Origin of the sequence: Corynebacterium sp. Marseille-Q4381 (genome assembly GCF_036881695.1) — a bacterium.
In the GTDB taxonomy this organism is placed as follows: Bacteria; Actinomycetota; Actinomycetes; order Mycobacteriales; family Mycobacteriaceae; genus Corynebacterium.
In genome coordinates this window covers 64,588-78,541 of record NZ_JBAJNR010000005.1, presented here as the reverse complement: position 1 = coordinate 78,541, position 13,954 = coordinate 64,588, and the positions used below count along the sequence as shown (strand labels likewise).

Below are 13,954 nucleotides of genomic sequence, written 5' to 3'. Positions count from 1 at the left end.
AAAGAAAAAACAAAACGGCCCGTCCGCCGAAGCGGAGGGGCCGTGTCGGAAAGCAGGTGTTTGCTTTAGACCAAGCTAAGAAGCTCAGCAAGGGCCTTAGCCATGTCGCCCAGAGCCTTCATGGAGTAGAGGATCTGGCCGGTGATGGTGGACTGGCTAGAAAGAGCAACCCAGCCGTTAACGAAGTTGTCCATTATTTTTCTCCTATGTGGGAATCAGGTGAGTTTACGATTTACTTGGAGGAGCCGGTGAAAACGGCCTTGGTGGCATCCCAGTCGCTCTTGGCGTCCCAAGAGTTCCACTTGTTGACCAGCGACGGCAGACCGTCGGTGATCTTGTAGAGCTCGGTCCAGAACTTGCCGAAGTCCTTGAGAACCTTGATGGTGTCCTTGATCAGCTGCTGATCCATGTCTTCCCCTTAAGAGGTTGTGCCAGCTGGTGCCTGGCAAAAACTTGACAATGTACTGACACCCTCGCGGGGCATCACGTAGAGAATTATGCCACGTAGCAAGAGAAACGCAAGCGCTGTTCGTTTTCGAAATCGCTCGCACACCAACGCGCGGACAGACAGCTTCTGTTCACCAATCTTTAACTTTGTGCCGAGCTGGTTATCTAGCAGGGCAGATGCTGAGCCGAAAGTAAAAGAGAGTTTACATCCCGAATCGGGGCGTAACGCATCGACATGCTGGTCCCGATACCTATGCCCCACTACATCGGCGGGCGTTCCCCAATTTGGGGGTGGGCTAGCTGGGGTGGGCGTCGTCAAGCAGCTGCCTCTGCCTTAAAAACGCGAAAGGCCCGCGTAAAGCGGGCCTGAGCGTGGGCGAAGTTTACATCATGCCCATGGCTTCCGGATCCATACCGGCATTAGCGCCAGCCGGCTCCGGCTTGTCGGCAACCACTGCCTCGGTGGTCAGGAACAGGCCAGCGATGGACGCGGCGTTCTGGAGCGCGGAACGGGTGACCTTGGCCGGGTCGTTGATGCCAGCCTCCATCATGTTCACGTACTCGCCGGTTGCGGCGTTCAGGCCTTCGCCGTCCGGAAGGTTGGCAACCTTGTTGGCAACCACGCCCGGCTCGAGGCCAGCGTTCAGCGCGATCTGCTTCAGCGGAGCCGACAGCGCCTCGCGGACGATCTTCACGCCGGTGGCCTCGTCGCCGTCCAGGCCAAGCTCACCCTCGAGCTCCTTCGCAGCCTGCAGCAGCGCGACGCCGCCGCCAGCGACGATGCCCTCCTCCACGGCGGCCTTGGCGTTGCGCACGGCGTCCTCAATGCGCATCTTCTGCTCTTTGAGCTCGACCTCGGTGGCGGCACCCACCTTGATCACTGCAACGCCGCCCGCCAGCTTGGCCAGGCGCTCGTTCAGCTTCTCGCGGTCGTAGTCGGAATCGGAGTTCTCGATCTCGGCGCGGATCTGGCGCACGCGGCCCTCGATCTGCTCCTGGTCGCCGGCGCCCTGGACGATGGTGGTTTCGTCCTTGGTCACCACAACCTTGCGTGCCTGGCCGAGCAGCTCGATGCCGGCGGTCTCCAGCGACAGACCGACCTCCTCGGAAATGACCTGGCCGCCGGTGAGGATGGCCAGATCCTGCAGCATGGCCTTGCGGCGGTCGCCGAAGCCCGGAGCCTTCACGGCGACAGACTTAAAGGTGCCGCGGATCTTGTTCACAACGAGGGTGGACAGCGCCTCGCCCTCGACGTCCTCGGCGACGATCAGCAGTGGCTTGCCCGACTGCATGACCTGCTCCAGCACCGGCACGAGCTCCTTGACGTTGGAGATCTTGCCGGAGACCAGCAGGATGTACGGGTCCTCGAGTACAGCCTCGCCGCGCTCCATGTCGGTGGCGAAGTATGCGGAGATGAAGCCCTTGTCAAAGCGCATGCCCTCGGTGACCTCGAGGTCAACGCCGAAGGTGTTGGACTCCTCGACGGTGATGACGGACTCCTTGTTCACGGAGCCGTTGCCCACGGCGTACATCGCCTCGGCGATCTTCTTACCAATCTCCGGATCGCCAGCGGAGATGCCCGCGGTCGAAGCGATCTCCTCCTGGGTCTCAACCTCCTTGGCGTTGTCCAGCAGGTACTTCGACACCTTGTCGGTGGCGGCCTGGATGCCGCGCTTGATGCCCATCGGGTTGGAGCCGGCTGCCACGTTGCGCAGACCCTCGCGCACGAGCGCCTGTGCCAGCACGGTAGCGGTGGTGGTGCCGTCGCCCGCGATGTCGTCGGTCTTCTTGGCCACTTCCTTGACCAGCTCGGCGCCGATCTTCTCGTACGGATCCTCGAGCTCGATCTCCTTGGCAATGGTCACACCGTCGTTAGTAATGGTCGGTGCGCCCCAGGACTTCTCCAGGACCACGTTGCGGCCCTTGGGGCCAAGGGTGACGCGCACGGCGTCTGCCAGGGTGTTCAGACCGTTCTCGAGGCTGCGGCGTGCTTCCTCGTCGAATGCAATCATCTTTGCCATGTGAGTTGATGCCTCAGTTCGTTTTGTTTTCTAAAGCAGGCGCCCGCGACGGCACGGCTGTCGGTCTAGCGCAGCCCACCTGCCTGAGATGTCATTTAGCACTCACATCGTCCGAGTGCTAGCCCCCATTTTTAGCACTCGCCCACCTCAAGTGCAAGGAGCCGGGCCTGTTGTGGCGCGGTGGTAGCTTCGGGTCCATGAGCACTGCACACGCAATTGGAACTCCCGACCGCGAGCGGATTTTCGCCGACCTGTCCGCGCTGGTCTCCTTCAACTCCGTCCACTCCACCCCGGCAGTGGCCGACCAGCACGAGGCCGCCTGCCAGTGGGTGGTTAACGCCCTCGAGGCCGCCGGGCTGGACGTCGCGCGCCACCCGACGGTGGACGACGCCGATACGGTGATCGGCTACAAGGCACCGCTTGACGACGCCCCCACGGTCCTCCTCTACTCCCACTACGACGTCGTGCCCGCGAACAACCCGGAGGCGTGGACTTCCGATCCGTTCACGCTGACCGAGCGCGACGGGCGCTGGTACGGTCGCGGCGCCGCAGACTGCAAGGGCAACCTTGCGATGCACCTCGAGGCCCTGCGGCTGCTCGAGGCTGCCGGTGGCACCGACCTCGGCCTGAAGGTCGTCGTCGAGGGCTCCGAGGAGCTCGGCGGCCTCGACGGCCTGGTCAAGCTCATTGAAGCCGACCCGGACCTCTTCACGGCCGACGTCATCCTGATCGCCGACTCCGGCAACGCCGCCGTCGGCGTGCCCACGCTCACCACTTCGCTTCGCGGCGGCGCTCAGATCAACGTGACCGTCGAGACGCTGTCCGGCGCCATCCACTCCGGCTCCTTCGGCGGCGCTGCCCCGGACGCGGCGCACGCGTTGGTTCGCATCATCGACTCGCTTTTCGACGAGCACGGCCGCACCACCATCGACGGCGTCGACGCAACCGCCAAGTGGGAGGGCGACCCGTACACCCGCGAGGAATTCCGCGCAGACGCGGGCGTCCTCGACGGCGTGCAGCTGCTCGGCACCGTGGACGACGAGCCGGCCGACATGGTGTGGTCGCGCCCCGCGCTCACCATGATCGGGTTCACCTCCACCCCGGTCGCCGAGGCCGTCAACGCCGTCAACCCCCGCGCCGAGGCGCAGCTGAACCTGCGCGTGCCCGCCGGCGCGGACGCGGGCGAGATTGCCGCCAAGGTAGAGCAGCACATCCTCGCCCACACCCCGTGGGGCGCGAAGGTGGACGTCGCCATCAGCGCCGTGAACAAGCCGTTCGCCACCAACCCGGACGGCGAGGCCGTTCAGCTGCTCGGCCAGTGCTTGAAGGAGGCGTACGGCAAGTCCGACCTCGCCGTCGTCGGCGGCGGCGGCTCCATCCCGCTGACCGTCACACTGCAGGAGACGTTTCCGGACGCGGAGATCGTCGTCTTCGGCGTCGAAGAGCCGCAGTGCGGCATCCACGGCGTAGACGAGTCCGTCGACCCGACCGAGATCGAAAACGTCGCGGTTGCGGAGGCTACGTTCCTCTCCCGCTACGGCAAGTAGTTAACCACTTCAACTAAACAAAACCTAAGACAGGCACAAGCACGCAGGTCAAAAAGGGTTAATGACGCGACACCTTCTTATGGGTAAAGTGTCACACATCGGCTGCGCTACCTCATTGCGTCGATTTTCACCCGACCGACTACGCAAGAAGGAGGGCCACCGGACGTGTTGACTCTGCTTATTGCGCTCACCGCCGCCACCGTCGCCGCGCCAATCCTGCTTAGAGTTTTAGGCCGCTGGGCGTTCGCGCTGATCGCGCTGGTTCCGCTCGGCGGCTTTATTTGGATGGTCTCGCTGTTCGTGAACGGCGCGTTCACCGACGGCGGCGAGATCGTCGCCGCCTACACGTGGATGCCGTCAACACACCTGAACTTGGAGTTCCGCCTCGACGCGCTCGCCGGCCTGTTCAGCCTGATCATCCTCGGCGTCGGCGCGCTGGTGCTGTTCTACTGCTGGGGCTACTTCGACGAGAACCCCGTGCGGCTGGCCAAGTTCGCCTGCGAGCTCACGCTTTTCGCCACCACCATGTACGGGCTGGTGATCTCGGACAACTTCCTGCTCATGTACGTGTTCTGGGAACTCACGTCCATCCTGTCCTTCCTGCTCGTCTCCTATTACGGCGAACGGGCCAGCTCCCGGCGCGCCGCTCTTCAGGCGCTCATGGTCACCACGTTCGGCGGCCTAGCCATGCTGGTGGGCATCATCCTGCTCGGCCACCAGACCGACATCTGGAAGCTCTCCGAGATCTCCCAGTTCACCGACCTTGAGGGCACCACCGGTATCTCCGCCGCGATCGTGCTGATCATGCTCGGCGCGCTGACCAAGTCCGCCCAGGCGCCGTGGCACTTCTGGCTGCCCGGCGCGATGGCCGCCCCCACCCCGGTCTCCGCTTACCTGCACTCCGCCGCCATGGTGAAGGCGGGCATTTACTTGGTTGCCCGCCTCGCCCCAGACATGGCCGCCGTCACCACCTGGCACCTCGTGGTCATCACCACCGGCTGCTTCACCATGCTGCTCGGCGGCTGGATGGCGCTGAAGCAGCGCGACTTGAAGCTCATCCTCGCCTACGGCACGGTCTCCCAGCTGGGTTTCATCACCGCGGTGATCGGCATCGGCTCGCGCGAGGCGACCATGGCCGGGCTGGCGATCACGTTCGCGCACTCCATGTTCAAGGCGGCGCTGTTCATGGTCGTCGGCGCCATCGACCACACCTCCGGCACCCGCGACATCCGCCACCTCTCCGGCCTGGGCAAGAAGGAGCCGCTGGTGGCCGCGATTGCCATCGTCTCGGCTGCGTCGATGGCGGGCATTCCTCCGCTGTTCGGCTTCGTCGCAAAGGAAGCTGCCCTTGCGGCGGTCCTGCACGAGGAGCTGCTGCACGGCATGCCCGGCAGCATCACCCTTGTCGCCCTGGTAGTGGGCTCGATCCTCACCATGGCCTACACCCTGTACTTCCTCTGGGGCGCGTTCGCCACCAAGACCGGCCCGCGCTACGCGGACATGGACACCGACGAGGACGGCTTCACCGACGAGGTGCGCGAGATGCACCCCATCGGCCCCACCCTGTGGCTCTCCCCGCTCGTGCTCGCGGTTTTGACCGTCGGCTTCGGACTCATGCCCACGGTCCTCTCTCACGCGTTCAACGAGTACCTCGACGTGCGCTTCCCCGCGACCGAGGCCGAAGAGCTCGCGCTGTGGCACGGTGTCACCGTCCCGCTCATCCTCACCGTGGTCATCGTCGCCGCAGGCACCATTATGTTCTGGCAGCGGGACTTGGTGCGAAAGGCGCAGCTCGAGCGCCCGGCTCTTGGCGACGCCAACGTGGTCTGGGACAACCTCCTCAACGCGCTTCGCAACATCTCGTTGAAGCTCACCGCCTCCACGCAGCGCGGCTCGCTCACGATCAACTTGGCCGTCATCTTCGCCACGCTGATGATCGTGCCGCTGGCCTACCTCATCCTGGGCGCCTCCAACTCGATCCAGATGATCGTGTGGGACAACGTCTGGCAGGGCATCGTGGTCGTGCTCATGGTGGCCATGGCTGTCTTCGCCACGTTGCAGCGCAACCGCCTCTCGGCCGTGGTCATGGTGGGGCTCACCGGCTATTCAATGGCCATGCTCTTCGCCCTGCACGGCGCGCCGGACTTGGCACTGACCCAGGCACTGGTCGAGACCATCGTGATGGTGCTGTTCATGCTGGTGCTGCGCAAAATGCCGACCGAGATCGAGCCGCGCAACGAGGACAACCGCCTGCGCGCTTGGCTCTCCATCGGCACGGGCCTGTCCGTGGTCGTGGTCGCCATGACGGCGATGTCCGCGCGCGTCGCCGAGCCGATCTCTAAGAACATGCCCGAGCTGGCGTACGAGATCGGCCACGGCCGCAACACGGTCAACGTCCTGCTCGTTGACTTGCGCGCGGCCGACACCTTCGGCGAGACCCTCGTGCTGGTCATCGCCGCCACCGGCGTGGCCAGCCTGATCTTCGGCACCGGTAAGTTCGGCCGGGAATCGAGAAGGCCGACGCTGTCCACCACCAAGCCGCGGTGGCTGGCGTCTGGGGTGGCGTCGGAAATCGAGCAAAACCGCTCGATCATGGTTGACGTTGCCACCCGCCTCCTCTTCCCGTCGATGATGCTCTTGTCCGCGTTCTTCTTCTTCTCGGGCCACAACGCGCCGGGCGGCGGCTTCGCCGGCGGCCTCGTCGCGGCACTCGCATTTACCCTGCGCTACCTAGCCGGGGGGCGGTACGAGATCGAGGAGGCGCTGCCCGTCGACCCGGCGAAGATCCTCGGCACCGGCATCCTGATCTCCTCCGTCGCGGTGGTGGCGCCGATGCTGTTCGGCTACCCGCCGCTGATGAGCAACTACATCTCGCTGGAGCTGCCGCTGATCGGCGAGTTCGACGTGCCGTCGGCGCTGATTTTCGACGCCGGCGTCTACCTCATCGTCATCGGTCTGATCATGCACGTGCTCACCTCCATGGGCGCCTACCTCGACCGCGAAGACGACGCCCGCAAGGAGCGCGCCCGCGACCGGGCCCGCGAGATGCAGGAGAAGAACCGCCTGCGCCGCCGCCAGCAGCGCGAGGCGCGCCTCACCAGAGCCAAGGAGCGCATCGCCGCGCGCAAGGAGGGCAACGACTAAATGCAGGCCAACCTGTTTCTTCTCATCGGCTCCGGCGTGCTCATCGCGTGCGGTGTCTACCTCATGCTGGACCGCGCAATGACGCGCATGATCTTGGGCGTGCTGCTGATCGGCAACGGCGCCAACCTCTTGGTGCTGCAGTCCGGCGGCCAGGCCGGCTCCCCGCCGATCCTCGGCCGCGACTCGGAGGCCGCCACCCAAATGGCGGACCCGCTGGCCCAAGCGATGATCCTGACCGCCATCGTTATCTCGATGGCGCTGACTGGGTTCATGCTGTCTTTGGCGTACCGCCAGTACCGCTACCGCACCGACGACGTTGTCGAGCGCGACGAGGAGGACCGCGCGATCGCCTCGCGGCCCACCACCCCTTCGGCTGCGCCCGACCACGACGCCTCCGACGACCCCGAGACCGGCCGTCTGAGCGTCTCCGGCGACGCCTTCGGCCCCCGCTCGTTCGAGAACCCCGTGAAGGAGGCCGACGGTGAAGGATAATCTGCTCCACGTCGCGGACACCGCCATCGGCTACATGCCGTACTTGACGGTCATGCCGATCCTCCTGCCCGCGCTCGCCGCCGCGCTGATCCTCATCAGTGGCAGGCACCTGCGACTGCAGCGCTTCATCGCGCTGTCCACGCTGTTGGTCCTCGCCGTCATCTCCGCGACGATGATCGTGACTGTCGACGTCCACGGCATCCAGACAGTCCAGATGGGCGGTTGGGACGCACCGGTCGGCATTACGCTGGTTTCGGACCGCTTGTCGACGATCATGTTATTCGTCTCATCCCTCGTCCTATTCGGGGTGATGTGGTACGGCATGTCGCAGGGTCTTCGCGACGGCGACGATGACGACCCCGTCGCCGTGTTCCTGCCCATTTACATGCTTCTGACCATGGGCGTAAACCTGTCCTTCCTCGCCGGCGACCTGTTCAACCTCTACGTGGGCTTCGAGGTGTTCCTCGTCGCGTCCTACGTCCTGCTCACGCTCGGCGCCTCACCGGGGCGCGTGCGTGCGGGTATTGGGTATGTGATGGTCTCGGTGGCGTCGTCAATGATCTTCCTCTTTGCCCTCGGCATGATCTACGCGTCCGTGGGCACGGTGAACATGGCGCAGGTAGGCGTGCGCATGGAAGAGATCCCCGACGGCACCCGCGCCGCGATCTTCGCCACGCTGCTGATTGCGTTCGGTATCAAGGCCGCGGTCTTCCCGCTCGACGCGTGGCTGCCGGACTCCTACCCCACCGCCGCCTCGCTTGTCACCGCCGTCTTCGCCGGCCTTCTGACCAAGGTCGGCGTGTACGCGATCATTCGCGTGCGCACGGTGGTCTTCACCGACGGCTCGCTGGACACGCTTCTGATGTGGGTCGCGCTTTTGACCATGATCATCGGCATCATGGGCGCGCTCGCCCAGAACGACATCAAGCGTCTGTTGTCGTTCACCCTGGTCAGCCACATCGGCTACATGATCTTCGGTATCGCGCTCGCCTCGGTGCAGGGACTGTCCGGCGCGATCTTCTACGCGGTGCACCACATTCTCGTGCAAACCTCGCTCTTCTTGGTCGTTGGCCTAATGGAGCGCCAGGCCGGCTCCGCGCAGCTGCGCCGCCTCGGCTCGCTCATGTACACCGCGCCGCTGGTCGCCGCGCTGTACATGATCCCGGCGCTGAATCTGGGCGGCATCCCGCCGTTCTCCGGCTTCCTGGGCAAGATCATGCTCATTGAGGCCGGCGCGGAATCCGGCACCTGGCTCGCCTGGGTGCTGATCGCGGGCGCCGTCATCACTTCCCTTCTGACCCTCTACGCGATGATGCTGGTGTGGTCGAAGGCCTTCCTCCGCGACCGCGAGGACGCACCGGAGGGCCAAGTGGCGTTGGAGCGGCCGTCAACACTCGCCGACCGCTACAACACCACCACGATCACCGAGCGCGAAGACCCGGGCCGCATCCCGCCAGGCATGCTGGCGTCCACCGCGCTGCTGGTGGCGGCCTCGGTCTCCATCACGTTTCTGGCCGGCCCGATCTCCGACATCACCGACCGCGCCGCCCAGTCCGCCCAGGACCAGTCCATCTACCGCGACGCGGTGCTGAGCGGCGACACGGACAACCCCACACGCCGGCCTGAGCAGTTCCTCGCGCCGACGACATCAGGCGGTGGCAGCGACGCGCAACAGCACCGCACCACCACCGGCGAGGGTCGCACCCACGCCACCACTGCTGTGACGACGGGGCGCGCGCCGGCCCCCGCCGCCGACGACGCTGAGAACGGCGGTGAGAACTAATGCTTGAAGGTTTGAAACACCGCCTGCGCTGGCCGTTCATCGTGTGGCTGACGGTCATGTGGATCCTGCTCATGGGCGAAATCACCTGGGGCAACGTCATCGCGGGCATCGGTCTCGCGCTGCTGATTGTCCTCGCGCTTCCCCTGCCACCGGTGCCGCTGCAGGGCTATCGCGTGGCGTGGGGAAAGCTCGTGCTCTTCATGGGTGAGTGGCTGTGGGACTTGCTCGTAGCGTCGGCAAAGGTTGCCTGGCTGGCCCTTCGACCAGCTGCACCGCCACGGAACGCGATCCTGCGCGTGCCGATGCGCGTCGACTCCGAGCTCGTCCTCTACCTGGCCACCTGCGCCTACAACCTGCAGCCGGGCGGCACGGTGACGGATATTGATATCGCACAGCGCGAATGGACGATCCACATTCTCGACGCCAGCTCGCCTGAATCCATCCAGAACGAGATCAACAACGTGCTCAAACTCGAACGCCAGATGATCGACATCTTCGAAAGTAGGCCAAAATAATGGACCCCGCGCTCTACAACACGTTCCTCGCGATCGCGGCAGCGTTGTTGGCCGCAGGCTTCGCCATCTTGGTGTGGCGGGTGATCGTCGGCCCGTCGTCGATGGACCGACTGCTTGCCAACGACGCCATCACCGCCTCCCTCCAGTGCGCGCTTGCGCTCTACATCTGCTGGACGCTGGACACCACCGTGGTCAACGTGATGATCGTGATCGCGCTACTCGGGTTCATCGCCTCGCTTTCCGTCGCCCGCTTCCGCAAGAGGGACAGCTCGCTATGACACTTGTGACCGACATCGTCTCGCTCTTCTTCATCTTGCTCGGCGCGTTTATGGTGTTCTCGGCCGCCGTAGGCACCGTGCGCTTCGGCTCGACGCTCGCGCGCGTCCACGCGATCACCAAACCGCAGACCACGGGGCTTCTGCTCATGATGATCGGCACCATCATCCGCCTCACCGGCGCCCCCGACTTCGGCCCCCACGAGCAGGGCGACATCGGGATGATGATTCTGCTGGTCATCTTTGCGCTGATGACGAACCCTGTGACCGCGCAGCGCCTCGGCCGCATCGCGCGCATCGAGGGTCTGTACGGCCCAGAGGATGAGCTCGCGGTGAATGAACGCCCGGCGACCTACCACCCGGGCCGCGTCAACCCAACGGCGAAGGATACTTAAGGGTTTCGCGGTGGCGGGTTGAGCCGGCCGGTGCGCCACCTCGCTCCCCGGGGGCGTCTGGCGGAGGGCGGATAGCGGAGGGCGGAAGTACCGAAAAGAGGGGGCATATCCGCCATCCTCCAGACGCCCTCCTCCAGACGCCCTCCCGACAGGACTGGGCCGAGGTGCTCACACATCCTGGGTTCCCCGCCATCAACCCCGATGTGTATAGCTACAGTTGTAGGACAACCCTAAAACCGCAGGACGCGGGGTTGATATACACATGTAGCTATACACATCGGTGAATCTGGGCCCCGCTGCCCCAGGAACCGCCGCGGTTAGAGGCGCCAGTCGACGAGTTCGCGCGCGGACGCGTCGACCGCCGCCTGCCAAGTGCCCGTTTCGCGGAAGAGGTCGCGCTGGCGCTGGTAACCGGCGCCGCGGTCCAAGATCTCCTCGACGAGCTTGAGCTCCGCCTCGCAGTTGAGGTCGCGGGCGGTGGGGGTGAGGGCGTCGATAAGCAGCGAAAGCTCATCGCGCACCCATGCCTCGTCGGTGGCGCGGGAGGTGATGACCTCGGCGTCGAGGCCGTAGCGGGCGCCGCGCCACTTGTTTTCGGCGACGTGCCACGGCTGAAGAGTGGGCAGCTGCTCGCCGGCTTCCAGCATGCGGTCGTAGTAGACAACCAGGCAGTGTGTGAGCGCAACGACGGCGGCGAGTTCGCGGAGGTTGCTCGTGGCGTCGGAGATGCGGACCTCGATCGTGCCCCACTTGGCGGCGGGGCGGACGTCGAAGTGCATGGAGCCGGTGTGGTTGATCACGCCGGAGGTTTGCTGGTCGCGCATGAAGGCGACCCACTCGTCCCAGCTGCCGAACTGGTACGGCATGCCGGCGGTGGGAAGCTGCTGGTAGAGCATGGTGCGGTTGGAGGCGTAGCCGGTGTCGAGGCCTTCCCACGCGGGGCTCGATGCGGAGATCGCGAGCAAGTGCGGGTACTTCGTCATCACCGCGTTGATGATCGGCCAGACCTTGTCCTCGTGGCTGACGCCCACGTGGCAGTGCACGCCCCAGAGCAGCATCTGCTGGCCCCAGTACTGGGTGCGGTTGATGATCTCCTCGTACGTGTTCTTCGGCGACAGCGGCTGCTCGCGGAAGTCAGTGAACGGGTGGCCGCCGCCAGCCCAGAGTTTCAGACCCTTCGACTCGGCGACACCGCGGACGTTTTCCAGGTCGCGGGTGAGCGCGGCGATGGCCTCGGAGGTGTTCGCGCAGATCGGGGTGACCAGCTCGATCGTGTTCTGGAGGAACTCGCGTTCGAGGCGGGTCTCTGGGTGGCGGGCGTGCACCTCGTCGATGACCTCGGCAGCGCGGGGCACAAGGTCGCGCGTCACTGGGTCAATAACGCAGATTTCCCACTCGACACCGAGGGTTGAGTTGGGTGAGCGGGCGAAATCGCGGAATGGATCCATGAGGGATCAGCTTACTCGCAGTCTTCCGGTTACTGACCAGCGATGACCACAGTGATGGCCTGACGGTTGCCCTTCACGGCTGCCGGAAGGTCGATGACGTCTGCGGGCAGGTTGTTGTTCGGGACGACCACGCCGCCGACCTGGCGAGCGATGGTTTCGGCAGTTTCGCGGGCGCCGTCAGCGTGGGGGTCGTAGAGCACCGTGGTCTGGCCGAAGGTGCCGAAGGTCTGCTCCGGCATGTTCATCAGCTCGGGCGCGTCGTCGCGGTTAGCCACGTTGTAGTCCGCCTTGAGGGCGGCGGCGGTGTTGGTCGCGGCGTCGTTGCGCAGGGAGTTGTTGTAGACGTAGACCTGCGCGTTCTGCTCGGTGATGCGCGGGCCGCCGTCCGTGGCTGGCGCCGGGGCCGGAGCGGCAGGCGCTGCCGGGTTGTTCGGGTTGTTCGGGTCGTTGACCTCGTCCACGCCCGGCACGGTCGACGGCGCCGGCGGGATCACGGTGCCGGTCGCGGTGGCGAACTCGGTGGCCGTCGCGGTCGCGGTGGCCTGGTCTGCAGCGGTGGCGCCGGCAGCGTCCGAAGCGGCAGTCGTCACAGCGGTGCTGGTCGCGCCGGAGTCGCCCGCGTTACCTGCGTCGTCCTTCTGGGTCAGCGCGAAGATGCCCCAGAGTAGGAGCAGCGCTGCGACGGCGATGAGGATCATGGCGAGGCCGCGCTTCGGCACGCCGCCGGCGGCTGCGGCGGTGGAGCCGGCGGACTCACGCCCGGCATCAACACCATCCTCAAAATCGTCCGCGTCGCGGCGGCGGTGGGCACCGGCGTACTCCTCCACCGGCTCAGCGGAGTCGGCGTAATCTCCGTAGTCGTCATGCTCGACGTACTCCGGCTGCTCGTCTACGACGTCCTCGAAATCTGCGTAATCGTCGCCGGGGTAGTCGGTGTACTGGGTGTAGTCACGGTCGTCGCTCGGGCCGTTGCCGGTGTATCTGCTACTCACGCGCGCAACACTACCCTCAACTTCACCTTGAGGGTTTGTGACGCGCCGCGCGCACGCACGGGTTAGTGGCCGAGGGGTGTGTCGGCGGCGTCGCGAAGCCGCTGCAGCCTGCGCACCAACTGGGGCCTGGCCGCTAGCGCATCGGGCGAGTCGAGCAGTGCGTTGAGCTTTTGAAAGTAGCGCACCGGGCTGATGCCCAGCTCGCGGCGGATCGCCTCCTCCTTCGCGCCGAGCGAGCGCGGGGCGCGGGCCTCGAAGTCGAGGAGGGCGAGATCGGCGGGCGGGAGCATGCCTAATATATAAGCATGACTATTCGACCAATCGTGATCTACGGCGACCCCGTCCTGCACAACCCGACCGAGAAGGTCACGCAGCCGGTCGAGGAGCTGCAAGAGCTGATCGCGGACATGCACGAGACGATGGACGCGGCGAACGGCGTCGGGCTCGCGGCGAACCAGATCGGTGTTCCGCTGCGCTTGTTCGTGTACCACTGCCCCGACGGCGAAGAGATGCGCCGCGGCACCGTGATCAACCCGGTGCTGGAAACCAGCGAGATCCCGAAGACGATGCCGCGCGACGACGGCGAGGACGACGAGGGATGCCTCTCGGTACCAGGCGAGGGCTGGCCCACCGGCCGCGCCGACTGGGCGAAGGTGACCGGGCTGGACGAAAACGGCAACGAGATCGAAGTCGAGGGCACCGGATTTTTCGCCCGCTGCCTGCAGCACGAGGTGGGCCACCTCGACGGCTACGTCTACACCGACGTGCTGACCGGCCGCTGGAAGAAGGAAGCCAAGCGCGCGATCCGCGATAACGGCTGGACAGAGGCCGGAAACACGTGGCTGCCGGGCACGGATCCGGACCCGTTCCGTCATTAGTAGGAACGCGCGGGTCC

The 13,954-nt window shown here is 65.2% G+C and carries 14 protein-coding genes; 8 read left to right on the top strand and 6 right to left on the bottom strand.

The window, feature by feature from the left end; all coding sequences use genetic code 11:
- Positions 1-65: 65 nt before the first annotated feature.
- From V6D40_RS05535 to groL, 3 genes are all read right to left on the bottom strand, one after another.
- Positions 66-194, bottom strand: coding sequence for a hypothetical protein (locus tag V6D40_RS05535; protein ID WP_334289368.1), 129 nt, complete (start codon positions 192-194; stop codon positions 66-68).
- A 38-nt stretch (positions 195-232) separates the two neighbouring features.
- Positions 233-409: a hypothetical protein gene (locus V6D40_RS05530; RefSeq protein WP_334289367.1), complete on the bottom strand. Its 177-nt coding sequence runs from the start codon at positions 407-409 to the stop codon at positions 233-235.
- Between the two features lie 421 nt (positions 410-830).
- Positions 831-2,468 (bottom strand): chaperonin GroEL, encoded by a 1,638-nt coding sequence (groL, locus tag V6D40_RS05525; RefSeq protein ID WP_334289366.1) that lies wholly within the window; start codon positions 2,466-2,468, stop codon positions 831-833.
- Positions 2,469-2,665: 197 nt separating this feature from the next.
- Between groL and V6D40_RS05520 the strand changes: the two genes are divergently transcribed.
- The 7 genes from V6D40_RS05520 (at position 2,666) to V6D40_RS05490 (ending at position 10,619) form a co-directional block, all read left to right on the top strand.
- Entirely contained in the window at positions 2,666-4,015 is a 1,350-nt protein-coding gene (locus tag V6D40_RS05520) for a dipeptidase (RefSeq protein ID WP_334289365.1), read from the top strand.
- A 165-nt stretch (positions 4,016-4,180) separates the two neighbouring features.
- Positions 4,181-7,159, top strand: a complete 2,979-nt coding sequence (locus tag V6D40_RS05515; protein WP_334289364.1) for a Na+/H+ antiporter subunit A — start codon at positions 4,181-4,183, stop codon at positions 7,157-7,159.
- Positions 7,160-7,651 carry a Na(+)/H(+) antiporter subunit C gene (locus tag V6D40_RS05510; RefSeq protein WP_334289363.1) on the top strand — a complete coding sequence of 164 codons (492 nt, stop codon included), beginning with the start codon at positions 7,160-7,162 and terminating at the stop codon, positions 7,649-7,651. It begins immediately after the preceding gene.
- Between the two features lie 34 nt (positions 7,652-7,685).
- A complete protein-coding gene (locus V6D40_RS05505; RefSeq protein WP_334289466.1) occupies positions 7,686-9,434 on the top strand; it encodes a Na+/H+ antiporter subunit D in 1,749 nt (582 codons plus the stop codon).
- Positions 9,434-9,949, top strand: a complete 516-nt coding sequence (locus tag V6D40_RS05500) for a Na+/H+ antiporter subunit E (protein WP_334289362.1) — start codon at positions 9,434-9,436, stop codon at positions 9,947-9,949. Before V6D40_RS05505 ends, V6D40_RS05500 begins: the two co-directional genes overlap by 1 nt.
- Positions 9,949-10,227 (top strand): monovalent cation/H+ antiporter complex subunit F, encoded by a 279-nt coding sequence (locus tag V6D40_RS05495; RefSeq protein WP_334289361.1) that lies wholly within the window; start codon positions 9,949-9,951, stop codon positions 10,225-10,227. The genes V6D40_RS05500 and V6D40_RS05495 overlap by 1 nt, the downstream gene beginning before the upstream one ends.
- Positions 10,224-10,619 (top strand): monovalent cation/H(+) antiporter subunit G, encoded by a 396-nt coding sequence (locus V6D40_RS05490; protein ID WP_334289360.1) that lies wholly within the window; start codon positions 10,224-10,226, stop codon positions 10,617-10,619. Before V6D40_RS05495 ends, V6D40_RS05490 begins: the two co-directional genes overlap by 4 nt.
- A 317-nt stretch (positions 10,620-10,936) precedes the next feature.
- Here the strand turns inward: V6D40_RS05490 and V6D40_RS05485 are convergent, their stop codons facing one another.
- The 3 genes from V6D40_RS05485 to V6D40_RS05475 form a co-directional block, all read right to left on the bottom strand.
- Positions 10,937-12,067, bottom strand: coding sequence for a glutamate--cysteine ligase (locus tag V6D40_RS05485; protein ID WP_334289359.1), 1,131 nt, complete (start codon positions 12,065-12,067; stop codon positions 10,937-10,939).
- A gap of 29 nt (positions 12,068-12,096) precedes the next feature.
- Entirely contained in the window at positions 12,097-13,059 is a 963-nt protein-coding gene (locus V6D40_RS05480; protein ID WP_334289358.1) for a LytR C-terminal domain-containing protein, read from the bottom strand.
- Positions 13,060-13,121: 62 nt separating this feature from the next.
- Positions 13,122-13,349 (bottom strand): DUF3263 domain-containing protein, encoded by a 228-nt coding sequence (locus V6D40_RS05475; protein WP_334289357.1) that lies wholly within the window; start codon positions 13,347-13,349, stop codon positions 13,122-13,124.
- 15 nt (positions 13,350-13,364) lie between these two features.
- Here V6D40_RS05475 and V6D40_RS05470 point away from each other — a divergent pair, with 15 nt between their 5' ends.
- Positions 13,365-13,937, top strand: a complete 573-nt coding sequence (locus tag V6D40_RS05470; RefSeq protein WP_334289356.1) for a peptide deformylase — start codon at positions 13,365-13,367, stop codon at positions 13,935-13,937.
- The last annotated feature ends 17 nt before the right edge of the window (positions 13,938-13,954 follow it).